This is a genomic window from Sporosarcina sp. FSL K6-6792, from assembly GCF_038004885.1.
GTDB lineage: Bacteria > Bacillota > Bacilli > Bacillales_A > Planococcaceae > Sporosarcina > Sporosarcina psychrophila.
The window spans coordinates 4,607,813-4,632,537 of record NZ_JBBOSA010000001.1 but is presented as its reverse complement, the minus strand read 5'-3'; the positions used below and the strand labels follow the sequence as shown (position 1 = coordinate 4,632,537).

Sequence of the window (24,725 nt, the reverse complement as noted above, 5' to 3'; positions counted from 1 at the left end):
TAGATGGCATGATTGTTGGCGAAAGTGTTCAAGGCATTCGAGCGAAAACTGTCTCTTTTAGTATAGCGGTTACACTACTTTACTATCCTCTATATTTTCTTTAATATCTTGAATACTCGCCCTATTATTCTGTCTGATAATAGGTACATACTTTAATTTATTGGAATCATTATCAATTTTCAATTTCATTTTTACCATAAATTTTACCTCCCTAAAAGCCTTTAATTGGTATTATAGGCTCACCCGGGTTACTATTCCACCAATTCCCACCATGCCATCCCTTTAAATGTTCATTAAAAGTTGCTGGATAGATTATTTCTCCTTTATCAGCAAGATGTGGATATTTCGAAGCACTATAACTATGATGCCCTGCAGTTGGTTTACCAGCAAGAATAAGCCTACATCATTTTCTATGAAAATCTTTGTAAGTACATCCAGTTTAATCTTTTTATAATTACACGTGTCCGTTATATACCTTCTTAGACGTTCGAATAAAGAGGTAAATATACTTTTCGATACGGGGGAGGAAAATACCTTTTAGGGTTGGGTAGGGCCGCGAAATGTGAGTTCAATATAAAAATATCTTGACTGAGTGGTTAATATTCGTTCTATCAAGATTTATTAATTATTGTTCGTTATCGTTTTCATTCTCTTTTTCTTCAATTGATTGTAAATACTACCTTAAGAATTCTTGGTCATCTTCATCCTCAGGTAAACGCCCTAGGTACTTATACTTCCAAAAAATTCGCCTTTCATAATCATCTGCTTCCTATAAATCCTCGTAGTCATATTCAATCTATAATTTACCTTCACTAAAAGTAAATGTGAGATTGTCCAAGGTTCTTGGACATTATTTTTAAATTCACACCAAAGTTTTTCTAAAACGGGGCAATCAACGGCAGGTGACACTCCGCATAAAATGCGCGGCATGTCTACCCTGCCAAGTCGTGGCCGAAAGTTATGGTTCTAAACATTTGTGTTCATTCGTGCCCTTTAGACAATAAATCAGCTACTAATCTCATAATACGAATGATTTAAGACAAAGGAAAATCGCCACAGCAAATTATTTTCACTGTGGCGTTTTATATATAATTAATTGTCGGCAATCTGTATATAAAAAGCATTCATACTAATACCAGAGACTCATATACATCTTTAATTCAAGTTATTCGAAGATCTAAGATTCAGTGTAGGAGAATAAAGTTTTCAAACTACCAATTCCCTGTAATGCTAGTTATTAACTCCAACTATTATCTTTACTTATTTCCTCGAACCATTCCATTGCAACATCATCCGCTGTCTTAACAGGGTCATCAGAATAAACTAGTTCGTATTTATATTCTGCTTTCAGGCTATTTTCTTCTATATTATATATTAATTTCATTTCTGTTGGTATTTCCCTATTATATTCCTTGCATAAATTTATTACACTTTTAATATCCATATTCAAAATTTTAACAACACCACTCTGCCTTTGAACAGATACATCATAGTTATTTTCTCCACTAGATAACATATCATTTAATTTGTGACGTTCTACTACCTTACCATTAATATTATAAAAATAATCACTTGATACAATTCCTTCTTCAAAAGAACAATAAATATATATTTTTTCAGCCCTTTCTTCTACATACTCTAAACAAATTGATACCATATCTGTTTGTATCTCACTAAAATAGTCTTCAAATACTTTACTCATCAATTCTTGGTTCTTCTGATTTTTACCCATGCCGTCCCTTGGTCTCCTCCCATTTTAATCTCCACTTTCTACTACATGGATATTATATTCTCTTAATTGTGTATTAATCCCTTCGATAAATTTTAAACAATTCTCAGTGGCTTCATATTTAAATCTTACATTAATAACGTAATATTCAAATGCTATATTTGGATAGATATCTGAATACTGATTTGATTCAACAAATCCTAAATACGCATTAACTTTATCTTGTAAAAGTGCTAAATGCCCTAATTCATCATCCCAATCCAAATGGTCTGCAAGCATCAACATCAAGCCATTCCCGTCCTTGCTTATACCCGTAGCATCTATTTTATCAGTTTCTATTATAGACATATTATTCTCCTCTCTAATCCGGTCTAATAATCTCAACTTTAGTAGGAGGCATAGGAGTACCACCTTTAAATATTCCTTTTCCTACTACACTTCCCCCACCACTTTGTAATTCTGGAAATCCTTTTGTTTGATTTTTTGTTAATGGTGCAGTTACTGATGATTTATACTCTTGAATCACTATATTACCGGTAGATTTATTCGTTCCAATTGCATCAACTCTAATTTTTGTGCCTTGATTTGTTTTTTAGTTACTTGTTCTACTACATTATCTGCAATTTTCTCAAACTTTGGTAATTCTGCCTGTTCAAAAGCTCTTCCTTTCGATCGATTCTGAGCTAATATTTCAGCCTTATTACCACTCTCAACCACTTTCCCGGTATCCTTAGGCTTCTCCTCTACTGTTGATGTCTTCTTACCAGAAATATCTCCTTTATATTTGACAGATTTATTTCCCGTGATAAGGGGGAGCGCCATTTTTTTGAAGCCTTTTTGGACGATTGCCCTCGGATGGATATAATCCACAACTGCTAGCTTCGTACCTTCAAAATAGTTGTTGAGCTCACGTACACCACCGTCATCGAATTCTTCTTCCGCTTCTTTAACCACTTCGTATTGAATCGGCTTTCTCGTCCCAAAATTCTTGCACAAAAAAAGCATTTGTTGCCTAATTGCAATCAAATGCTTAATAATTAGCTATATAAAATAAATCATTAATATTCTATCTTTAAACCAATGAGTCTGTTAAATTTCGTGATTTATCGGCTTATTCTCTGTAACACTTTTTCATTCTTTTTCATCCATCTTTTGCTTTAAATATTTCGCGATTTTTATTTGTCCTCTTTCAATGGCAAAGGCATAAGCATTCATATCTTTCATACTTTCACCAGAGTATTTTATAGTGATATCTATATTATTCTCAACTAACAATTCAACAATCTCAAAATTAGCACCATATATTGCAGCAAACAGGGGATTTCTATCTGGTTCACTAGTATCAATCTCAACATTATGGTTAATGAGATATTCAACAATATTTAAATAACCTTTTGTAGCCGCTCTTTCCAGAGCATTTGTAGAAAAAGTTCCACCCTGTGCATTAATATCTATCCCGGCATTAATAAGAAATTCTATTATTTCTAAATGCCCATGAGCTGCTGCTACATGTAACCATGTACCAAAAGGTGTCATCCATTTTAACATTTCTGGTTCTTTCTCAAGTAAGTCTCTTAATATATCCAATTGGCCATTTTTGATGGCACCTCTAATGTCTTTTGCAATTTTAGTCTTATCCATTTTAGTTTCTCCTTTAATTCTTATCATCTAGAAGCAGCTTGTTTTCCCAGGTCTTCTAGTATTTCAATAATATCATCTAAGTCCGCACCTGCAGTATCAACTGCTTTCAATTGGTTAACAACATTTTCTAAAGCTGGTATATTATGTTGCCCAGCAATTCTATTTGGTGCCCAAACTAAATTTCCTTTACCAATTATAGGTTCAATACCATATTTCCTTAATATTTCTTGACCTTCTTGAACAAGTTTTTGTTGAGCCTCACCTAGCGCATAACCTCGCTATAATTAGAGTACTCAGTAATATTAGTCCTAATTATAACTAGAGCTTGTTTGAATTTACCATTAATCATTATTGTAATACCCTCAACCTCTTGATCTGTTTCACCATTAATAAATTTCTCATTTAACAAATTTAGTTTATTGTCTTGTTCCAAAGGAATTTACCCCCTTTCCTAATTATTATTACTTTCCTCTTTCAGAAAATAGTTTTTGTTATTTATCATCCAGTACGTTTCTTCATCTGGAACCTTGTCTAAGAATTCTTTATACATTCCTGACCATCCTTCAGGAACATAGCTTTCAAAAGAAGCTGGTTCAGGAAAACAAGAGAGTAATATTTTATTATCAAAATCAACTAATAAGGCTGGCATAAACTCAAGGTAATTATTATTAACTCCTGTAATAGTCTCTTCCGAAATTAGTATTATATTTCTTAATTCACTTTTACTTACTTCAAATTCGCTTATCTCATTAAAAAAATCCTCAGCTGAGTTTTCATCTAACACAGCTATATTAAAACGATCTGAATAATCAATCTGATTGGTAGATTTATATCCCTTATTTAAAAATGCATTATCTAATTTAGTTAGGTCTAAAAACCAGTAATCTTTCTCAGTAACATACCATTTCCAACAACTTTTAAATAAGACGGCCACAATAATATTTTCACCGTACTCTATTTGTACTTTCAAAAAATCACCTTCCACAATTGAATTATCCTAATCATCAATATCTTTTATTATTCTACCATTCTCCCCATATTCCTCAATCCATTCAGACCATATAGGTGGAAATTCATATGAGTCACCTGGAGTAGACGGATCAACAGTTTTAGGTGCATTACCACCTTGATTTAATGGGTTTTTCTTATAACCTCTCTGTGGAATTGCAGTTTCTTTAACAAACTCATTAAGCCAATCAGGAATATCAAAAGCAACTATTTCTCCACCAGGGCGCTTTTCATTAAGGAAATATTTAGCGTGTTCAATATCTCCAGTACTTATATTAACATTAACGTCTTTCTGAATGCTGATACTTCCATCGTCTTTTTTGCTAATTCTCTTCATACTGGCCTTAGGAGGTGTTCCTCCTTGCACACTATAATACGTAATGTCTGTTCTAGTTCCCTGCCTTTAGCTTTCCCCGACTTTCAAAATATCATGCCCAGTATCCGCAAATTTCAGAGGCTTAAAAAACGTGAATAATGCTGCTTCAAACCTCTCGTTTGCACTTGCATCGGGACTCAGCATGGTACCAATATCTCCTAAGTAAAAGTCATATGTTGCCATTCCATAAGGAGCGAATCCATCTATAGTTCCAGTACCATTTCCGCTTAAAACCTTACGCTTCCCCTCAAATGTCATCAAATATTCACCCGTATTAGGATCGATTGCGTAGTCATTCACGGGATTACCCACATGTTGTTCTTTTTCCATTGCGGCATAGAGTGCTTTCAACTGCTTATCTTCAGAAGTATTCGCCCCTACTAGATTGCCAAGTTTATTACCGAATCCTTGCCCGGCGTTTACACCGTCCGTTGTGTTAAATCCGTTTGAGTGTATTTTCCACCTGATTATCGTCCTTTTCATAAATTATTTATTTATTGCTTATTCTTATCACCACAACCGTAACTTACCATTATACAAAAAACCTTGAAAGGCTATTGCCAATCAAGGAATGAGTATTATTATTGCCTTTTAATTCACGACTCAACTTATTATATTTATCTTTCAGTTACTGATAAAAACTATTTTCTTGGTTGCTAAAAAATTATTGTTCCTCATATAAACTGTCAAGAAATTCATTAAAATTGTTTGATAAAAAATACATATTTTCCATTTTATCATGTTCCTCATCATGAGCCCAATGAAATATTTGTCCAAAACACTCTTTACTTATTCCAATGCATATTTGATTTCCACTTGGGTCATCTGCTATTGGAATAAATCCTATTTCTAATATTTCATCAAAAATATCAAATTTCTTCTTTAAATTATCATACATACTACCAATTCCGTAAAAAATATTTAATATACTTTCTCCCAACTCATCAGATATTTTATAAATACCAGGATTGGGATATCCACCATTATATTCTAATAAAAAATCTCTATAATCTTTTGGTAAGGTTATATTTTGATTTTTCTCGAAAATCTCTAAGTTTCCGATAGATAGATTATCATGGGTTTTTTCAATAATTACCACGCTCTCACTCCTTATTCACTATTTTTACCATTAACTTTTGATTGTCCACCTATGTGTTTAAATTCATCATGAATATCTTTTTCTACAAGAATCATTGTTTCTCCATCTTGATGATGATGCCAAGTGTATCCTAAAGGAGGTCTCCTTATGTCGGAAATTGGAGGATCAGTATCTTTACTAAGTTTAGCTGCTTTATTTGCATTTTCAAAATCTTTTGGATTATTTTTAGGTGAATGAACTTCTATTTTTATCGACTCAACATTTGGATGCTTATAAGGTATAAAATCTGGATAGCCATCTGGATACCTTATTGATATACCAGTCTTATTAGTATATTTCCAAGTTCCGTCACTATCAACAGAGATATCCCCACCCTTTTTATACCACTTTTCAGGTATTGGTAAGTTCATCGGTTTATTCTTTAAAATCTCCTTGGTAAAGTCTTCTAAATCCAACTTACCTTTCCCCATCCCCTTATCAGTAGCCTTTTCAACTTTCTTAGGACTTATCCACTTCACAATTGAAGATTTCCTAACAAGTCTAATACCCGCGTTACCCGCTTTTATCGCTGGCCCAAAAGGGGTAATCGAGGCCATGGACAGTCCCTTGGCCATGTAGGAACTATCGGGATCCGTGATTGTTTTTAAGTCATCCAGGATTAAGAAGTTAGCTACTCCCAACCCGGCTTTATCAATGAGGCTCAGTTCTTTGGGTCCGTAATCCTTTGAAACACGAACGAGTCCTTGGTTCATCATGATGTATTCGCCCGTATGTGGATCAATTGCGTAGTCATTCACAGGATTACCCACATGTTGTTCTTTTTCCATTGCGGCATAGAGTGCTTTCATCTGCTCATCTTCAAAAGTATTTGCCCCTACTAGATTGCCAGGTTCATCACCGGATCCTTGTCCCCCATTTACGCCGTCCATCCCAGCCGTCCGTTGTGCTAAATCTGTCTGAAGTGTATTTTTCGCCGACAATGCTGCCCATTTATCCATTGGGAAGTCAATGGCCGTCACACCGTCTGTGAATAATCCTTCGATATCAGAAATCCATGTTTCCATCGTCTTCAGGTCATTCTCTATCGTCATCAAAGCCCTCGTCTGGTTCGCATCAAATTCATACAAATCGGCAATCGTTCGATCCCGTTTCCTCCGCGCATCCCGAACCCCCTCCTGCACATCACTATCATTCAAATGTGGAAGGGCAACGATATCGGCGACCTGATTCATAATGTCGTTCGCTTCGTCGGTGAGACTGCTTGTCAGTTGTGAAATTTCTGTAAGTCCGGCTTCAACTTCTCCTTCAAGGAATGTTTCACGGATGAACCCGTTCATATCTGGCTCCAATGCATCGAGTGCGGAATCCATTTGGGTGAGGACATTTACGTAATTGCTTTTGAATGTCATGAAAAACTGTAAGAACGGCAGGTGGCACTCCGCATAAAATGCACGGATTGCATCTCCTCCTTGTCCTTTCAATGAGTCTTCCATCGCAACGAGTCCTTCGACTGCGGTCTCGATTGCATTCATTTCATTTTCCAATCGATTCAGCATGGTATTATTCCGCCGCAAGCCATCGTGGAAAGGACTGATATTCACTACTTTCATAGCGCCATCAGTATATATTAAAAAGGAACCTATCAAATACATAAATCTGTATCTTGTCTTTGATAGGTTCCAAGGCATTTTATATTATTGAATTTCTGATGAAGATCAGTAAAGTCTACATCATTTTCTATGAAAAGCTTTGTAAGTACTTCCAGTTCATTTTTTCATAATTACACTATCAGAAGTTATCTCGTTTAGAACCTGACTTCCGATTCGTACAGCAAATGATACAGGCAGTAAATAATTTAAATGGAATTGTTTTGGCGCTCAAGAGGGGATTCAAAATCGACGATATTCCCGTCCGTGGATTAGTGCGCTCAAACCGCATCAAATATACTAGTAATTCTCATCCTTTCCTGCTATTCATATTTATGACCCCTATTAGCTATATTTACATACACCCTATTCTTGTTGTTTGCCGACAATCCAAGATAAAGAAGGTTTGTCAGTTTAACATCATGAGCAGTTACTTCAAAATCAATATATTACAACCATAAATCGTGGGATCAAGAAAAAAGTCTTGAAAGGTAATAAGCCAATCAAGGTAAAATTATGTTTAGAATTTTAAAATGACATCTAAGGTCTTAAATGAAGATGGATCGTTTGCTTTGGAGGCATATAGGTGGGGACTCTCCAAATTTAACAACTTAAACACTTCACCATTTTCGAATTCTATATTTTTTTTCAATTCTTCAATTACCCCTTTATAATCAACTTTGTCAAATATTTCATTGGGTAACGTAATTATTATATGTGAATATTTCAACCTATTAGTCCTACATATATATACGTTATAATCAAAAGCAGCTATTTCATAATCTTCTGGAAGACTATATATAGACACAGATGAAATTTCTTCACCTTTTTCCACTGATTCACAAAATTTCCTTTCAATTCTTTTTAGTGAAGTTATCTTGCTACTTTTAATTGACACCCCAGAAACGGCCATATAATTCGGCTCGAAATTAAGTGAATTAATAAAATTTATAACATATTTATAAAAATCTAACCACTTTTCAGAATCAAAGGAATCAATCTCACCATATAATACAATTGATGTTGTTAATCTCTCTTCCATCACTAAACCTCATCTCTTTTTACTTTTTTGGCGGTAAAATGAATATGTCTCCAGCTCTATCTATCAAGAGTCTTTGATTATCTTCCATTCTCTCAATTAAGTCTTCCACATTATCTGTTTTACTTGGAACCTCATATTGATCAATTTTTCGATCTTTCCTAACAACCATTATATCAGGTCTTCGATTTGGTTTAATTCCTGGTATTTCGTTTGATAGACCTTTGTTTAAATAAATTTTACTTACATCATCCTTCTTGGCCAATTCATCAGCTTTATCTATCATTGCTTCCCAATGTCCAGGTGTTTTATTAGTATGTGGTTTGCTAGGGTAATTAATTTTATCCTGTACATTTTCACCAGTACCCTTAGACTTATTTTCAACTGCAGAAGTCTTCTTAACGGAAAGATTCCCTTTATACTTGGATGGCTTAACTCCAGGGATGATAGCCAGCGCCATTTTTTTGAAGCCTTTTTGGATGATTGCCCTCGGATGGATATAATCCACAAATGCTAGCTTCGTACCTTCAAAATAGTTGTCGAGCTCACGAACACCACCGTCATCGAATTCTTCTTCCACTTCTTTAACCACTTCGTATTGAATCTGCTTTCTTGTCCCAAGTTGGTATTCCTTAATAATCAGGCCATTTTCATAGATGTGGAATTTTAACAGGTTGTAGCTTCCATAAGCCCCACGCTCGATTGTCTCGGTTCTTTTACTTTCAAGTGCCTGGAAGGCTCCTGCTTTGATTTCCGTGCCGATCAGATTATCCTGATCACTATTCCCTAGGCCCCCCGCAACCGCTGTGGCCTGTTGATCGATGGCTGTTTGCAATCCGCTGTTCAGTGTAATTGCCGCCCACTGTTTAGACTCAAAATGGACGCCGGTGAGCCCTTCATTGAAGAGACTTTCGATATCTGCAAACCATGTCTCCATGTTGGAAAGGTCATTCTCTATCGCTATTAAAGTCCTCGTCTGGTTCGCATCAAATTCATAAAAATTGGCAATCGTATGATGCCGAATTCCTTCCTGCACAGCACTATCAATATAAAAAGTAAATAAAAAACAAGGTTACTAACCAAAAAAGCTGGTAATCAACCTCGTTAATAGAGTATTTAAATATATAGATACTTCATAAATCACTTTAAACTCCAGAAGAGGTAATGATTACTTTGGGTTATTTTTTTTTGGGCGAAACTATTTAATCTTTGAATAAATCTTCATCTAAAAATAATTCGATATCATCTAAATTGACATTTGTTTCTCTTTTGTGAGGTGTAAATTTTAAAATAAATTCTTCAAAAGAGTTTGCTATAAGATAAAAATATTCTTTACCATCTTCGTCTACCTTTTCTCCTTCATGATACCAATAATAAATTTTACCTCTATAATTATCTTTTAATCCTAAACATATTAAATCTCCCCCGTCTGCGTCTGCAATAGGCATTATATCAGTCCCTAAAATTTCTAAATAAGTTTGAATTACCACTTCAATATCATAGGTATCATTTGTAATGCCATAAAAGCCGCCTATCGAGTCAAAACCATCCTTATGAATTACTGGGGCAATTTCAATTGGCTGATACATTCTATCCTCTTTTAAAAAACATCCTCCATATTCAAGTAAAAACTCTTTATATTCCAATGGTAATTTCACACCATAAATACGCTCTATTGTAACAATCGATTTATTTGCATTTTCTTTTTTTGAAACTACCATTTCCGTATCAATTATCTCATTTAATAAACTTTTTAATCCTTTATCCAATTTTATTTTCCTCCTCTTAAATCTGATGCTGAACCAATATGTGCTACATTCCCATGCAAATCTGTTGGAATCAATTCAATTTCAGTTGAACTTTGTTGAGACTGAACGTTTTAATACTCTACTCTATCTTAATTATCACCTGAAATTCTATCATCTAGCTTTTCTCTGTCTTCAGCAATTTGTTCATATGAACTAATAAGGTTACTAATATAATCAATTTGAACCTCTCTATCATCTTGAAACAAATGTATTGTAGCCCCCTTACTTATTACAGCTTCCATTGTTTTCTTAAAATCTTTTAATTCATCCGTATCAAAATAATCACATTCTAGCACTACTTTACTATCTTCTATATTTTCTTTAATATCTTGAGTACTCGCCCTATTATTCTGTCTGATAATAGATACATACTTTAATTTATTGGAATCATTATCAATTTTCAATTTCATCTTTACCATAAAATTTCACCTCCCTAAAAGTCTTTAATTGGTATTATAGGTTCACCCGAATTACTTTTCCTCCAATTCCCACCATGCCATCCTTTTAAATGTTCATTAAAATTTACCGAATAGATTATTTCTCCTTTATCGGATGTGGATATTTCGAAGCACTATAACTATGATGCCCTGCAGTTGGTTTACCATCAAATTTAGGAGTTTTACCCGCAAGAATATCTTTTAACTGTTCTTGAGACCAATCTCGAGAAAGTGGTTCATGATTTAATAATCGTTGTTGTTCTTGATACCAAAATTCTTTAACTCCTTTATCCCTTTTAGCAAACTTTTTATTCCAAATGTAGTCTGCATACTCTTGTTTTGTAATAGTTCTAATATCAATTTTATCTCTTAACTCTTTCACTTTCTTAGAACTCATTTGTTTTGTCGTAGTTGGATGCTCATTTAAATCTAGTCCTTTTATCCTCACTGCTATAACATTTTTTGTTTCTTTCACATGAGGGATATCAGAAATTTCCTTACTAACTTCATCCGTACCCTTAGGCGTATTTTCAACTGTGGGAGTCTTCTTTACAGGAAGATTCCTTTTATATTTGGAAGGTTTGACTCCGGGAACTATAGCGAGCACCATTTTTTAAAAAGCCTTTTTGGACGATTTCCCTTGGCTGGATATAATCCACAAATGCTAGGTTCGTGCCTCCAAAATAGTCGAGCTCGCGGACACCACCGTAATCGAATTCTTCTTCCACTTCTTTAACCACTTCGTATTGAATCGGCTTTCTTGTACCAAAATTCTTGCACAAAAAAAGCACTTGTTGCCTAATTGCAATCAAATGCTTAATAATTAGCTATATAAAATAAATCATTAATATTCTATCTTTAAACCAATGAGCCTGTTAAATTTCGTGATTTATCCGCTTATTCTCTGTAACACTTTTTCATTCTTTTTTATCCATCTTTTGCTTTAAGTATTCTGCAATTTTTATTTGTCCTCTTTCAATGGCAAAGGCATAAGCTTCCATTTCTTTCATACATACTCTATGATGGTACAACCATCATAGAGTATGTACTTTTTTTCAGCCTATTCTTTTCATTCTACTGCAAACATACTTCATTCGCATTAATCTATATATTCTGCCGTACCAATAAAGTCCAAATTACAGGTATTATTATCTACTAATTTAACAATTTTACCTTCTTTATTATAATCATAATTATAAATTAAAATGATAGTATTGTATTTAGACTTTAACTTAATGTTAATGTACTGTTGTATTAATTGATTATCATATGAAAAATCTACTAATAGCTTTTCTATGTCATCTTCAGCGTCAGTAATCCAATCTTTTTCAACTAAGTCCCTATCATAATAGCCTAATTTAAAATCTTTCTCAAAAATAGAGGGAATACTATCTCCATCTACATTATATTTTATTTCAGTGTACGTTTCGAGTTCATCAAAATCACTAAAGCGCCCTAACCATAAAGAAACATCGTTTTTCATTTTTTACCTCCTCAAACCTTCTGGTAAATCCATAATGCCATTTTTCATTCAATTTTCAGCCCACTCATTAAGCCCTTTAACAAAACTTTCATAGTCAGAAGCAGAATCAATAATCTTTAACATCTCATTATGTGCTTTTGTCGAACCTCTGCTTCCATGACGACCAGGTGGATTTACAAATTCAACGTCTTTGGTCAAAGACCTCATATCTTTAATGTCATCCATACTAATTCCCCACTGCTTAAATTTAGGAGTTCTTGCTACAAGATGCCATTCATGGTATCCTCCTGGACGTCTAATCCTATCTTCTATTTTACTTCTCAACTGAGGATTATTCCACATTTCATCAATTTTTTTTGCTGATAGATTATCAAACCATTTATTGAACTCATTATTTCTTACTGATGGAATTTTCACATCACTCAAATGCTTCCTATTACCACTAGTACTCTTACTAACTTCTCCCGCACCCTTAGACTTATTTTCAACTGCGGGAGTCTTCTTCACAGAAATATTCCCTTTATATTTGGATGGCTTAACTCCGGGAACTATAGCGAGCGCCATTTTTTTGAAGCCTTTTTGGACGATTGCCCTCGGATGGATATAATCCACAAATGCTAGCTTCGTACCTTCAAAATAGTTGTCGAGCTCACGAAAACCTCCGTCATCGAATTCTTCTTCCACTTCTTTTACCACTTCGTATTGAATCGGCTTTCTCGTCCCGAGTTGGTATTCTTTTACAATCAGACCATTTTCATAGATGTGGAATTTTAACAGGTTGTAGCTTCCATAAGCTCCACGCTCGATTGTCTCGGTTCTTTTACTTTCAAGTGCCTGGAAGGCTCCTGCTTTGATTTCCGTACCGATCAAATTATCCTGGTCACTGTTTCCTAGGCCCCCCGCAACCGCAGAGGTCTGTTGATCGATGGCTGTTTGCAATCCGCTGTTCAGTGTAATTGCCGCCCACTGTTTAGACTCAAAATGGACGCCGGTGAGCCCACCCTTGAAGAGACTTTCGATATCTGCAAGCCATGTCTCCATGATGGAAAGGTCATTCTCTATAGTCATCAAAGCCCTCGTCTGGTTCGCATCAAATTCATACAAATCGGCAATCGTAATATCTCTTTAAAGAAATGGCGGCAGTCGGATTTCCCAACTACCACCACTTTATCATTCATTCAAGTTAACTTACTTTACATCTTTAACAACAACTTCATACATATCTCCAACTTTTTCATCTTCCGGTACCAATGCGTAATAATTTTGATCATTATCTAAAATAAATTGAACCAACTTTGTGCTTGTATCATTCCAGTAATTTTTCATACTAGAATAGTATTCTTCCACATCTTCTTTATAATCCAACTGCAATATATATTCTTTTTCGGTCATCGCAAAAACAATTAAACTTCCTAAGAGATTTTTTTGCTTATTTTCTTCTTTATATTCTTGTAGTAAGAACCAGATTTGGCCTAATCCTATAGTTTTTTTGTATTTTTCATAGAAACTACTATCATCCATAACCTCATAATCCTGTATCAATTCATTGATAAATGAGTGCCATCTTGTTGGAATAATCTTTTCCAATAAAGGATTTTTGTCAATTCCTTCAATTATTTCACCTAACTCTTCAATTTCATGTTCATTGTTGTATTCATTTGTAGAGAGGGGCTTGAATTTCATTGAATTCTTGTAATGCGCCAAATCATATGGATAGTGATTATGATTTATGAGGCTTGCATCATCAAGTTCGAGTATCTTTGCTAGTGCTGCTGTTTCAAAGCTCCAATACCCTATATATCCCGGTTCTTTATGGGAATTTTTCCATTCGTAATCATAATGACCTTTAAACCATTCCTTTTCCATATACGTTTGCATGCTTTTAGAAGCTTCTCTTTTATCAGTTTGCGCAAGTTCTATAATTTCTCTCGTTTTTGCATATGGATTTTCTTTAAAATAAACATTAGTGATTTTTTTCCAGCCAATATCACTAGCACATAATAAAAAGTCAATCACTGAATCACTCATATTTTTCTTCTCAACTAACTTACTTAGTCGTTCTATATTCTTTTTATCCGTTTCTAATAATATTCCTAAGGAAATCACCCAAAGTAGATTTACATATCCAACATTCCTAGTCCCTGTATGCTCTAAATTATCAATTGCATTATGAAAATCTTCTTCTATTGTACTAATGTCTTCTCCTAAGGAATACTTTGCAATAACATTATCCGTCTCATTTATAAAATTTGATAGATAAGTTTCTTCTATGATGCTTTTATTATCATTAGGATATCTTTGAATACCATTTTTTTCATCTTCTTCTAAACTATTAATTTCCTCTCTATCTTCTTCAATAATTTTTTTATTATATTCTATTCCTTCTCTACATTTTTCTTCTATACATAAATGATCTCTCATTATATTTGATTCCTCCTAGCTTTTGAATTATGGCCATTCTCCAATGATTTTACCATTGGCATCTAGCTTATATGTTTTTACATTTCCAGTACTATCAACTTTTGATAGTACTCTTTCTACTTCACCTTTTTTTAATGATCTCGCAATCTTTGTTGCTAATTGTTTATCTCCATCAACAGCTTTCAATACTCTACTTTTTTTAGTTACCACACCTGTCAACCAATCATCTGACATTTGTTTTCCATCTTTAGCTTTTCCTAATTGTGAACTACCAAACTTAGCTTCATCAATAACATATTTGATATTTGAATCCACATTTGCATTTTCGTATAGTCCGTCAATCCCTTTTACTATTTTATCATCTATACTTGATGGTGCATCTCTGCCTATTGGCTTTAAGTCAAACCCAGCATCTTTTAAACTTTGATTGTTTACTAGATTATCAGTTGATTTTATTTCACCAAAATTACCTTTTTGTTTATTTGTAGCTGTTTTCGTATCAAAGTCATCCACATTTGTTTTTTTACTTCCACCAGAACTGCCTTTTCCCGTAGCCTTACCAATATCACTCTCAACTTTCTTAGGACTTATCCACTTCACAATTGAAGACTTCCTAACAAGTCTAATACCCGCTGTACCCGCTTTTATCGCTGGCCCAAAAGGGGTAATCGAGGCCATGGACAGTCCCTTGGCCATGTAGGAACTATCGGGATCCGTGATTGTTTTTAAGTCATCCAGGATTAAGAAGTTAGCTACTCCCAACCCGGCTTTATCAATGAGGCTCAGTTCTTTGGGTCCGTAATCCTTTGAAACACGAACGAGTCCTTGGTTCATCATGATGTATTCGCCCGTATTCGGATCGATTGGGTAGTCATTCACAGGATTACCCACATGTTGTTCTTTTTCCATTGCGGCATAGAGTGCCTTCAATTGCTCATCTTCAGACGTATTCGCCCCTACTAGATTGCCAGGTTCATTACCGGATCCTTGTCCCCCATTTACGCCGTCCATCCCGGCTGTCCGTTGTGCTAAATCTGTCTGAAGTGTATTTTTCGCCGACAATGCTGCCCATTTATCCATCGGGAAGTCGATGGCCGTCACACCGTCAGTGAACAATCCTTCAATATCAGAAAGCCATTTTTCCATTGTCTTCAGGTCATTCTCAATCCCTATTAAAGCCCTCGTCTGGTTCGCATCAAATTCATACAAATCGGCAATCGTATGATCCCGTTTCCTCCGTGCATCCCGAACCCCTTCCTGCACATCACTATCATTCAAATGTGGAAGGGCAACGATATCGGCGACCTGATTCATAATGTCGTTTGCTTCGTCTGTGAGACTGCTTGTCAGTTGTGAAATTTCTGTAAGTCCGGCTTCAACTTCTCCTTCAAGGAATGTTTCACGGATGAACCCGTTCGCATTCGGTTCCAGTGCATCGAGTACGGAATCCATTTGGGTGAGGACATTTACGTAATTGCTTTTGAACGTCATGAAAAACTGTAAGAACGGCAGGTGGCACTCCGCATAAAATGCACGGATTGCGTCACCACCTTGCCCTTTAAGGGAGTCTTCCAGCGCAACGAGTCCTTCGACTGCGGTCTCGATTGCTTTCATTTCATTTTCCAAACGATTTAGCATGGTATTATTCCGCCGCAAGCCATCGTGGAATGGGCTGACATCTACTACTTTCATATATTTGAAAAAGGTGCCTATCATAGACATGACTCTGTATATTGTCTTTGATGGGCACCATGGCATTTTATATTGTTAGAATTCTTGTAGAAATCCGTAAAGTCTACTTCATTTTCTACGCAAAACTTTGTTTGTTCATCTAGATCCTCTTTTTCATGATTACACAATCCTTGTGACTGCACGGACTACTATTACTGGAACACAATAGCTCTCTTTAGCTAGTGTCTATTATATATATAGAAAACGCAGTTTCTCTCTTTTTATGGAAAAAATTCGTTTTCTACTTCTCTCCCACTATTCTCTTTCTACTCTGATGTGTTGCTAAATCCGCATATCTCGTTGTAATCGGTAAACGACTATCTTTTTCTATAAAGTGTAACGTTAATTCTGTAGCCGTATCTAAATCAATCCAGTTACCACAGGAAACAAAAATAGGTTTTACGTTTTCTCTCGTTCGTAAGGATCTTCCATATACATCATTATTAATTACTATATCTGTGTATGCACCTTTTAAATTTTCAGGCATGATGAAATCGACATTCTCTATTTTTAAATAACTTTTCGCTATACCAATCGTTGGTTTGTTTAGATAAAAGGAAGCATGTGTAGCAATCCCCATATGTCTATAGTGCAAATAACCGTTGCCATCAAACATATATAAATCTGGATTTATTGTTAATCTTTCTACTGTTTTAAGCACCAAAGGCAATTCACGAAAAGCTAAAAAACCTGACATATACGGAATCTCTATTTTATCAAAGTACTCAATCTGCTCTACTACCTTTTTGGTTTCATGATCAATCACGACTATACAACAAATTCCATAGTCTATCCCCTTTTCAGACCAGTAAGCGATATCTACACCAGCTACAAGATTTATTTCACTTATGACAAAGCTATTTTCAAGTAAAATTTTAGGTTGCAATTTGTTTTGCATTTCAATAAAATCTCTAATCCATCTGTTAATCATCGAAAGTTGTCCATATATTTCAGATCACCTTCGTCTGGACCTGTTTTCTCTTCAATAAGATTTCCGTCTTCATCCCATTTTTTATATTGAATTGCTAACCCCGCAAATCTTTCCCCTTTAAACTCAATTTGTCCATTTTCATAATAACTTAATTGATTTCCATGTGAAGTACCCTTATTCATATTTGATATGGATTTAATCCTAGCATTTTTATAAAACCGAACAGACTGTCCTTCTTTAACCCCATCTTGATAATAAGAATAATATGCTAAATTATCATTATCATATAATTCATAAGCTAGACCAGTAAATGGTTTCCCACTATCCTCTGCATCTATGACATAATCCCCATAGGGTGGCGCAAACCATAATTCTTCATCAAAATCAACTCCATTTTCCATTACATATTCCTTTTTTAAAACATTACTTAACATTTTTAGGCACCTCCGAAATAAATTCAATACCTTCAGTAATATACTCACAATGCGGACATCGTTTCATCATTTGGCCGGCCGGCTTTAATTTTTTCCCGCTTCTTACAACATGTACTGTTAAATTTTCAATTTTAGCATTGGGGTTTGCTAATAAAGCTTCATTTATAGCATTAACCTCTGCATGTGAGCCAACTCCTTTTGTTCTTATATAAGAATTAGCTATATTATCTGGCATATTTTTTATTCGATCTTCAATCAAAAAGTGTAGTTTGCTAGAGATATTACCATCTATTTCATTAATAGCAAAATAATATTTCCCATTTGTTTTATCATACACACCCGCAAGTGCAGGACCCGCATCATTCTTACTTAGACCTGATAATTTACTAAGTTCCTTCGCTGTTTCACCACGCAAATTAATTCTTTGATGTAATTGCTCTGTTGTGAGTTTACCATACTTATTTTGTAGAAAATCAATTCTTGATAGTCCATCTACTCTGTTGACTCCCTTAGGAGGTTTACTCGTATTCAGCGAATTACTCGTTTCCTTAACACTAACTGCACCCAAAGATTCTTTTGGAGCTATTGCCTTCGCGCCACCCACAAAAGTTGTTGCGAGCCCTAAGCTGTCCAACCAATGTTCCTTGGAAAAGGGTTCTTCCGGTGCGATTGCCCCTTTAACCGTTCCAGCTAAACCGATAGTCCAGTAATTCGTAAAGTCAAAAGCTGAATTCCACATCTTATCCGTTCTGTTTTTTGCCCCCGAGATAATTCCACCTGAAATACCAAGTGTTGCATAGTTCGCAAAGTCATTAGGGGAATCCAATGCTTTATCCGTTCTTGTATTTACTTCATCTACAAAGCCAGTCCCGATTTCCTTAAAGCTATACAAAGATTTCATTACAGGATTAGGTGTAGAATTAGGAAAATCTTTTTGGCTATATTTCTCAAACTCTTTGTTAAATCCATTAATCGGACTTGCCCAAGTTGCCATGCCTGGATATGTGTAATTGCTAGCCCCAAATAAAGTTACAGGCGGGCTGTCCACCATCACCCCGGCTATGTTAGCCATCGGTGCAGTCCGTTGCGCTAAATCTGTCTGAAGTGTATTTTTCGCCGATAATGCTGCCCATTTATCCATTGGGAAGTCTATGGCCGTCACACCGTCAGTGAACAATCCTTCGATATCAGAAATCCATGTTTCCATCGTCTTCAGGTCATTCTCTATCGTTATTAAAGCCCTCGTCTGGTTCGCATCAAATTCATACAAATCGGCAATCGTATGATCCCGTTTCCTCCGTGCATCCCGAACCCCTTTCTGCACATCACTATCATTCAGATGTGGAAGGGCAACGATATCGGCGACCTGATTCATAATGTCGTTCGCTTCGTCGGTGAGACTGCTTGTCAGTTGTGAAATTTCTGTAAGTCCGGCTTCAACTTCTCCTTCAAGGAATGTTTCACGGATGAACCCGTTCGCATTCGGTTCCAGTGCATCGAGTACAGAATCCATTTGGGTGAGGACATTTACGTAATTGCTTTTGAACGTCATGAAAAACTGTAAGAACGGCAGGTGGCACTCCGCATAAAATGCACGGATTGCATCACCCCCTTGTCCTTTCAATGAATCTTCCATCCCAACAAGTCATAAGTGAAAGGTTCCTGCTTGTAAAATGATTCAGGCTTGCCATAGAACCTAACACCTTTTTTCAACTATTTTTATAATATTCTGTCTTTAAAAACATTCCTTATGCATTAATACAATTCTAGTGAACTAAAATATCTAGAAATTAAAAAATGAAGACCACAGTCATGAATAACTGTGGTCTTCCAGAAACAATTCAGACTATTAATTACCAAGTTTATTCTTTCAACATCTCAAGAAAACTCTCGAAATTAGCACTTACATATATTATGGCCGGATAAAAAGTATCGGATTCCTCGTGTAACCAAAGAGATACTGTTGGAATCATATTTTCCCGGAAATCTAAACAAATGAAGTCCCCACCAAATGCGGTGGCTATAGGGATTAATTCATCTCCAATCAACTCTGGATTATCTGTCAATCTATCGTCAATTTGACTTAAGACAACAGCAATATCATACTCGCCTAAATCTGATTCCTTAGGGTTTTCAGAAATACATAAAAAGCGTTCTAATACATTTTCTTTGCCATTGACAAGAAATTTATTAGTTATAGGAATCCCACCATTATAGTGTTTAATAAACTCTAAGAATGACTCTGGATATATTACATTACTGTAATTCTCTAATTTTTTTATTCGCTCATTGCTAGGTGCATGTATATACGAGTTTTTTTCTATTTTCATATTTCCCCCCTTCCACCTGGTCTATTTGCCCAATGATTTTGGGTTCTTCCACCATTATGATTCGTCACATTGTGAACACCAAATTCAACTAACTCCACTATTCTGTCTTCTTCACTATATTTCATTAAATTTTTACGTTATTCTCAATTAAATAATTATCCCCCAATTTCCCCTTAATTAAGGTTATAGTGTTTTCTACCTTCTTAAAAAACACGGTCTTTTCATTTTCATTTGAAAATCCTTTGAACTCAAAATTGATAGCATTGTCTTCAAAGAGACTATCGTATATATTCTGTATCTCTAAAAGCATATTATCAATTTCGTCTTCATCCTCAAGTTCTCCAACTAAGTCATTATCAACTAATTCACCTTGTTCATTATATATCCACATTGGGTAGCATTGATATTCCAGAAATATCTTAATAATGTTCATGGTTCTCCCCCTTTTTATTATGGTAATGATTTTGGATTTGCCCCTACAATAAAACCATTATTTCCAACAGTTATAGCAACTCTTTGTTTCTGTCCGTTGAAAACTACTTCATAAATTGGTCTTCCGTTTCCTCGACCTTGAGTTCCAACAACTTTCCCTTTACTTAACGCCTCCATCAGCAAATCTGGAATTTCATTTGATTTAATTCCCTTTGCTGCAAACTCATCTGCATGAAGCATTACATGTTCGAAACCAGCATTTGAATTACCTTTTTCAATCCAGGCTAATTTACCACTTGCTGTTTTTGTAATAGCCATCAGTTCATCAGGGTTATATTTTACACCATTATTCGCCAGTTCATCTAATAATTCCGCTGATTTCCACTTTGAGTTACCTATCCCCTTATCAGTAGCCTTTTCAACTTTCTTAGGACTTATCCACTTCACAATTGAAGACTTCCTAACAAGTCTAATACCCGCTGTACCCGCTTTTATCGCTGGCCCAAAAGGGGTAATCGAGGCCATGGACAGTCCCTTGGCCATGTAGGAACTATCGGGATCCGTGATTGTTTTTAAGTCATCCAGGATTAAGAAGTTAGCTACTCCCAACCCGGCTTTATCAATGAGGCTCAGTTCTTTGGGTCCGTAATCCTTTGAAACACGAACGAGTCCTTGGTTCATCATGATGTATTCGCCCGTATTCGGATCGATTGCGTAGTCATTCACAGGATTACCCACACGTTGTTCTTTTTCCATTGCGGCATAGAGTGCCTTCAACTGCTCATCTTCAGACGTATTCGCCCCTACTAGATTGCCAAGTTCATCACCGGATCCTTGTCCCCCATTTATGCCGTCCATCCCGGCAGTCCGTTGTGCTAAATCTGTCTGAAGTGTATTTTTCGCCGATAATGCTGCCCATTTATCCATCGGGAAGTCGATGGCCGTCACACCGTCAGTGAACAATCCTTCAATATCAGAAAGCCATGTTTCCATCGTCTTCAGGTCATTCTCTATCGTCATCAAAGCCCTCGTCTGGTTCGCATCAAATTCATACAAATCGGCAATCGTATGATCCCGTTTCCTCCGCGCATCCCGAACCCCCTCCTGCACATCACTATCATTCAAATGTGGAAGGGCAACGATATCGGCGACCTGATTCATAATGTCGTTCGCTTCGTCGGTGAGACTGCTTGTCAGTTGTGAAATTTCTGTAAGTCCGGCTTCAACTTCTCCTTCAAGGAATGTTTCACGGATGAACCCGTTCATATCCGGCTCCAATGAATCAAGTGCGGAATCCATTTGGGTGAGGACATTTGCGTAATTGCTTTTGAATGTCATGAAAAACTGTAAGAAAGGCAGGTGGCACTCCGCATAAAATGCACGGATTGCGTCACCCCCTTCTCCTTTCAATGAATCTTCCATCCCAACAAGTCATAAGTGAAAGGTTCCTGCTTGTAAAATGATTCAGGCTTGCCATAGAACCTAACACCTTTTTTCAACTATTTTTATAATATTCTGTCTTTAAAAACATTCCTTATGCATTAATACAATTCTAGTGAACTAAAATATCTAGAAATTAAAAAATGAAGACCACAGTCATGAATAACTGTGGTCTTCCAGAAACAATTCAGACTATTAATTACCAAGTTTATTCTTTCAACATCTCAAGAAAACTCTCGAAATTAGCACTTACATATATTATGGCCGGATAAAAAGTATCGGATTCCTCGTGTAACCAAAGAGATACTGTTGGAATCATATTTTCCCGGAAATCTAAACAAATGAAGTCCCCACCAAATGCGGTGGCTATAGGGATTAATTCATCTCCAATCAACTCTGGATTATCTGTCAATCTATCGTCAATTTGACTTAAGACAACAGCAATATCATACTCGCCTAAATCTGATTCCTTAGGGTTTTCAGAAATACATAAAAAGCGTTCTAATACATTTTCTTTGCCATTGACAAGAAATTTATTAGTTATAGGAATCCCACCATTATAGTGTTTAATAAACTCTAAGAATGACTCTGGATATATTACATTACTGTAATTCTCTAATTTTTTTATTCGTTCATTGCTAGGTGCATGTATATACGAGTTTTTTCTATTTTCACATTTCCCCCTACCTTCCACCTGGTCTATATGCCCAATGATTTTGGGTTCTTCCACCAATAGCTTCATCAAACCATTCGAATTGTTTACCATCTGTTGCATCCCACAGATATTTAGGTAGCTCAATTCGTTTTTGAACTTTTTTTATTTTCATGACAAAATCCACTTTTTGTACCTTTTTCAATAAAGTAGTCCCGATGAATCATTCGGGATAATATATAGTTATATTGCTCTCCCGTGTTCATAACTTATTAACCTTCCCATAACAATCCTTGTTAATAAATTACGTTATTCAAATCGCAACATCCTGGTAACCTACTTCAGTCACCTTTTCATCTAATAAACGAAGCCCCAGTCCATTTTCCACATCCCATGTACACCTAAAAAGTATACCAATATCACGGCCCTCAAAAATATCTCCATACGAAACAACAATTCCTTCCAAAGTAAACATCTCAATAAGTTGGTCGGTTGTTTTAACTAAGGGGTAATTCTCATTAAATTCAATATCATAACCCATTTCATGCCGTTTTTGTTGGTAATAGTCTAAAATAGGTTGCAAGAAGCCTTGCTGCAATTGCTCCCAATTTTGCATTAATGATTGATATGCCGTATATTGTTCTTCATCAAACTTACCATCTTCTTCACCTTTAACCATGAATGCTATCTCGGTTTCTTTCCCTAAAAAATTTATGGTAGTGTCCTTAGACCAAACATAATCATATTCGAGTTCACCAAAAATCAGATCGTTAATTTTCATTTTTAAAATCCCCTTTTTTTATTTTTCGGCAAATCCTTTGGGTTCAAACGCCCCTGCATTTATCTCACCTACACCACCTAGATGCCCGAACTTACCGTTTATCTCTGTCGGTACAAGCTGCACTGTCTTCACATCATTCAATTCATGCCATGTTAATTTGTTTTTGCTTCGATATTTTTCTATGTCCCTAGCAGTAATCCCACCAGTTCCCATCCCCAATTGACGTGCTAACTCGGGGGAATTGTTGAGCTGTTCGGCCAATTTATGATCTGATTGAACAAAATTATTAGTTCTAGCTTTCCCTCCCAAATCCCCTTTACCTCCTAACATATAGTCGATTTCCACCTGTGCTTTTGCTACTGGCGCGAAATCAGGGACTCCATTTTTATATTGTATACCATCAATACCGGCCTCATCTAAAAATTTTTTTAATTTTGGGTCAGTCGATGGCTTAAGGGAGGCTAGTGATTCACCCCTCGTCCCTTCAAATTGGGCATTTGGATTTGTTTTCGCAGGTGTTTGATTAATTCTTGCTTCATATGAACTAGCAAATTCAGTTTGCTTAAAAGCAGGTGGTACATCACTTCCATTATTACCTTTTTGTTTATTTGTAGCTGTTTTCGTATCAAAGTCATCCACATTTGTTTTTTTACTTCCACCAGAACTACCTTTTCCCGTAGCCTTTCCAATATCCCCCTCAACTTTCTTAGGACTTATCCACTTCACTATTGAAGACTTCCTAACAAGTCTAATACCCGCTGTACCCGCTTTTATCGCTGGCCCAAAAGGGGTAATCGAGGCCATGGACAGTCCCTTGGCCACATAGGAACTATCGGGATCCGTGATTGTTTTTAAGTCATCCAGGATTAAGAAGTTTGCTACTCCCAACCCGGCTTTATCAATGAGGCTCAGTTCTTTGGGGCCGTAATCCTTTGAAACACGAACGAGTCCTTGGTTCATCATGATGTATTCGCCTGTATGGGGATCGATTGGGTAGTCATTCACAGGATTAGCCACATGTTGTTCTTTTTCCATTGCGGCATAGAGTGCCTTCAATTGCTCATCTTCAGACGTATTCGCCCCTACTAGATTGCCAGGTTCATTACCGGATCCTTGTCCCCCATTTACGCCGTCCATCCCGGCTGTCCGTTGTGCTAAATCTGTCTGAAGAGTATTTTTCGATGATAATGCTGCCCATTTATCCATCGGAAAGTCGATGGCCGTCCCACCGTCAGTGAACAATCCTTCGATATTAGAAAGCCATGTTTCCATCGTCTTCAGGTCATTCTCTATCGTCATCAAAGTCC

Annotated in this window: 31 protein-coding genes and 1 pseudogene; all 32 read right to left on the bottom strand. The window is 36.0% G+C overall.

The window, feature by feature from the left end; genetic code table 11:
- Nucleotides 1-69 precede the first annotated feature (69 nt).
- The gene (locus tag MKZ26_RS22190) at nt 70-198 is read right to left on the bottom strand and encodes a hypothetical protein (RefSeq protein ID WP_340767574.1); all 129 of its coding nucleotides are present in this window, start codon (nt 196-198) and stop codon (nt 70-72) included.
- A gap of 478 nt (nt 199-676) precedes the next feature.
- Nucleotides 677-745, bottom strand: a complete 69-nt coding sequence (locus MKZ26_RS22185; RefSeq protein WP_340767721.1) for a hypothetical protein — start codon at nt 743-745, stop codon at nt 677-679.
- Between the two features lie 492 nt (nt 746-1,237).
- Nucleotides 1,238-1,702 carry a DUF600 domain-containing protein gene (locus MKZ26_RS22180; RefSeq protein ID WP_340767720.1) on the bottom strand — a complete coding sequence of 155 codons (465 nt, stop codon included), beginning with the start codon at nt 1,700-1,702 and terminating at the stop codon, nt 1,238-1,240.
- A 54-nt stretch (nt 1,703-1,756) separates the two neighbouring features.
- Entirely contained in the window at nt 1,757-2,077 is a 321-nt protein-coding gene (locus MKZ26_RS22175) for a DUF6572 domain-containing protein (protein ID WP_340767573.1), read from the bottom strand.
- A gap of 177 nt (nt 2,078-2,254) precedes the next feature.
- A complete protein-coding gene (locus tag MKZ26_RS22170; RefSeq protein WP_340767572.1) occupies nt 2,255-2,734 on the bottom strand; it encodes a hypothetical protein in 480 nt (159 codons plus the stop codon).
- A 126-nt stretch (nt 2,735-2,860) separates the two neighbouring features.
- The gene (locus tag MKZ26_RS22165) at nt 2,861-3,370 is read right to left on the bottom strand and encodes an ankyrin repeat domain-containing protein (RefSeq protein ID WP_340767571.1); all 510 of its coding nucleotides are present in this window, start codon (nt 3,368-3,370) and stop codon (nt 2,861-2,863) included.
- 262 nt (nt 3,371-3,632) lie between these two features.
- The gene (locus MKZ26_RS22160) at nt 3,633-3,803 is read right to left on the bottom strand and encodes a hypothetical protein (RefSeq protein WP_340767570.1); all 171 of its coding nucleotides are present in this window, start codon (nt 3,801-3,803) and stop codon (nt 3,633-3,635) included.
- Nucleotides 3,804-3,821: 18 nt separating this feature from the next.
- Nucleotides 3,822-4,340 (bottom strand): hypothetical protein, encoded by a 519-nt coding sequence (locus tag MKZ26_RS22155; protein ID WP_340767569.1) that lies wholly within the window; start codon nt 4,338-4,340, stop codon nt 3,822-3,824.
- A gap of 27 nt (nt 4,341-4,367) precedes the next feature.
- The gene (locus MKZ26_RS22150) at nt 4,368-4,715 is read right to left on the bottom strand and encodes a hypothetical protein (protein ID WP_340767568.1); all 348 of its coding nucleotides are present in this window, start codon (nt 4,713-4,715) and stop codon (nt 4,368-4,370) included.
- 66 nt (nt 4,716-4,781) lie between these two features.
- Nucleotides 4,782-5,237 (bottom strand): hypothetical protein, encoded by a 456-nt coding sequence (locus MKZ26_RS22145; protein WP_340767567.1) that lies wholly within the window; start codon nt 5,235-5,237, stop codon nt 4,782-4,784.
- Between the two features lie 181 nt (nt 5,238-5,418).
- Nucleotides 5,419-5,853, bottom strand: a complete 435-nt coding sequence (locus tag MKZ26_RS22140) for an SMI1/KNR4 family protein (protein ID WP_340767566.1) — start codon at nt 5,851-5,853, stop codon at nt 5,419-5,421.
- Between the two features lie 11 nt (nt 5,854-5,864).
- Nucleotides 5,865-7,463 carry a T7SS effector LXG polymorphic toxin gene (locus MKZ26_RS22135; protein ID WP_340767565.1) on the bottom strand — a complete coding sequence of 533 codons (1,599 nt, stop codon included), beginning with the start codon at nt 7,461-7,463 and terminating at the stop codon, nt 5,865-5,867.
- 556 nt (nt 7,464-8,019) lie between these two features.
- Complete coding sequence (locus MKZ26_RS22130; protein WP_067210841.1) at nt 8,020-8,541, bottom strand: hypothetical protein; 522 nt, start codon at nt 8,539-8,541, stop codon at nt 8,020-8,022.
- 19 nt (nt 8,542-8,560) lie between these two features.
- A complete protein-coding gene (locus MKZ26_RS22125; RefSeq protein ID WP_338656026.1) occupies nt 8,561-9,475 on the bottom strand; it encodes a hypothetical protein in 915 nt (304 codons plus the stop codon).
- Nucleotides 9,476-9,740: 265 nt separating this feature from the next.
- Nucleotides 9,741-10,307 carry an SMI1/KNR4 family protein gene (locus MKZ26_RS22120; protein WP_338656023.1) on the bottom strand — a complete coding sequence of 189 codons (567 nt, stop codon included), beginning with the start codon at nt 10,305-10,307 and terminating at the stop codon, nt 9,741-9,743.
- 128 nt (nt 10,308-10,435) lie between these two features.
- Nucleotides 10,436-10,765: a hypothetical protein gene (locus MKZ26_RS22115; RefSeq protein WP_338656022.1), complete on the bottom strand. Its 330-nt coding sequence runs from the start codon at nt 10,763-10,765 to the stop codon at nt 10,436-10,438.
- A 115-nt stretch (nt 10,766-10,880) separates the two neighbouring features.
- A complete protein-coding gene (locus MKZ26_RS22110; RefSeq protein ID WP_340767564.1) occupies nt 10,881-11,393 on the bottom strand; it encodes a hypothetical protein in 513 nt (170 codons plus the stop codon).
- A 307-nt stretch (nt 11,394-11,700) separates the two neighbouring features.
- Nucleotides 11,701-11,793 (bottom strand): annotated as a pseudogene (locus MKZ26_RS22105) (ankyrin repeat domain-containing protein); the annotation flags it as partial.
- An 89-nt stretch (nt 11,794-11,882) separates the two neighbouring features.
- Entirely contained in the window at nt 11,883-12,266 is a 384-nt protein-coding gene (locus MKZ26_RS22100; protein ID WP_340767563.1) for an immunity 22 family protein, read from the bottom strand.
- Between the two features lie 48 nt (nt 12,267-12,314).
- Nucleotides 12,315-13,334 carry a hypothetical protein gene (locus MKZ26_RS22095; RefSeq protein WP_340767562.1) on the bottom strand — a complete coding sequence of 340 codons (1,020 nt, stop codon included), beginning with the start codon at nt 13,332-13,334 and terminating at the stop codon, nt 12,315-12,317.
- Nucleotides 13,335-13,454: 120 nt separating this feature from the next.
- On the bottom strand, nt 13,455-14,687 hold the full coding sequence (locus MKZ26_RS22090) for a PoNi-like cognate immunity protein (protein ID WP_340763654.1): 1,233 nt from the start codon (nt 14,685-14,687) through the stop codon (nt 13,455-13,457).
- 27 nt (nt 14,688-14,714) lie between these two features.
- On the bottom strand, nt 14,715-16,379 hold the full coding sequence (locus MKZ26_RS22085) for a T7SS effector LXG polymorphic toxin (RefSeq protein ID WP_340767719.1): 1,665 nt from the start codon (nt 16,377-16,379) through the stop codon (nt 14,715-14,717).
- 280 nt (nt 16,380-16,659) lie between these two features.
- Nucleotides 16,660-17,349 (bottom strand): endonuclease V, encoded by a 690-nt coding sequence (locus tag MKZ26_RS22080; RefSeq protein WP_340767561.1) that lies wholly within the window; start codon nt 17,347-17,349, stop codon nt 16,660-16,662.
- On the bottom strand, nt 17,346-17,783 hold the full coding sequence (locus tag MKZ26_RS22075) for a toxin-antitoxin system YwqK family antitoxin (protein WP_340767560.1): 438 nt from the start codon (nt 17,781-17,783) through the stop codon (nt 17,346-17,348). The genes MKZ26_RS22080 and MKZ26_RS22075 overlap by 4 nt, the downstream gene beginning before the upstream one ends.
- Nucleotides 17,773-19,419, bottom strand: a complete 1,647-nt coding sequence (locus tag MKZ26_RS22070; protein ID WP_340767559.1) for a T7SS effector LXG polymorphic toxin — start codon at nt 19,417-19,419, stop codon at nt 17,773-17,775. Before MKZ26_RS22070 ends, MKZ26_RS22075 begins: the two co-directional genes overlap by 11 nt.
- 226 nt (nt 19,420-19,645) lie before the next feature.
- Nucleotides 19,646-20,113: an SMI1/KNR4 family protein gene (locus MKZ26_RS22065; protein WP_067210835.1), complete on the bottom strand. Its 468-nt coding sequence runs from the start codon at nt 20,111-20,113 to the stop codon at nt 19,646-19,648.
- Nucleotides 20,110-20,238, bottom strand: coding sequence for an HNH endonuclease (locus tag MKZ26_RS22435; protein ID WP_418064626.1), 129 nt, complete (start codon nt 20,236-20,238; stop codon nt 20,110-20,112). Before MKZ26_RS22435 ends, MKZ26_RS22065 begins: the two co-directional genes overlap by 4 nt.
- The gene (locus tag MKZ26_RS22060; protein WP_340767558.1) at nt 20,238-20,546 is read right to left on the bottom strand and encodes a hypothetical protein; all 309 of its coding nucleotides are present in this window, start codon (nt 20,544-20,546) and stop codon (nt 20,238-20,240) included. Before MKZ26_RS22060 ends, MKZ26_RS22435 begins: the two co-directional genes overlap by 1 nt.
- A gap of 17 nt (nt 20,547-20,563) precedes the next feature.
- On the bottom strand, nt 20,564-21,967 hold the full coding sequence (locus MKZ26_RS22055) for a ribonuclease YeeF family protein (protein WP_340767557.1): 1,404 nt from the start codon (nt 21,965-21,967) through the stop codon (nt 20,564-20,566).
- Between the two features lie 226 nt (nt 21,968-22,193).
- Nucleotides 22,194-22,751: an SMI1/KNR4 family protein gene (locus MKZ26_RS22050; protein WP_338656031.1), complete on the bottom strand. Its 558-nt coding sequence runs from the start codon at nt 22,749-22,751 to the stop codon at nt 22,194-22,196.
- A gap of 199 nt (nt 22,752-22,950) precedes the next feature.
- Nucleotides 22,951-23,418 (bottom strand): DUF6985 domain-containing protein, encoded by a 468-nt coding sequence (locus tag MKZ26_RS22045; protein ID WP_338656029.1) that lies wholly within the window; start codon nt 23,416-23,418, stop codon nt 22,951-22,953.
- A gap of 18 nt (nt 23,419-23,436) precedes the next feature.
- Complete coding sequence (locus tag MKZ26_RS22040) at nt 23,437-24,717, bottom strand: HNH endonuclease (RefSeq protein ID WP_340767556.1); 1,281 nt, start codon at nt 24,715-24,717, stop codon at nt 23,437-23,439.
- Nucleotides 24,718-24,725 lie beyond the last annotated feature (8 nt).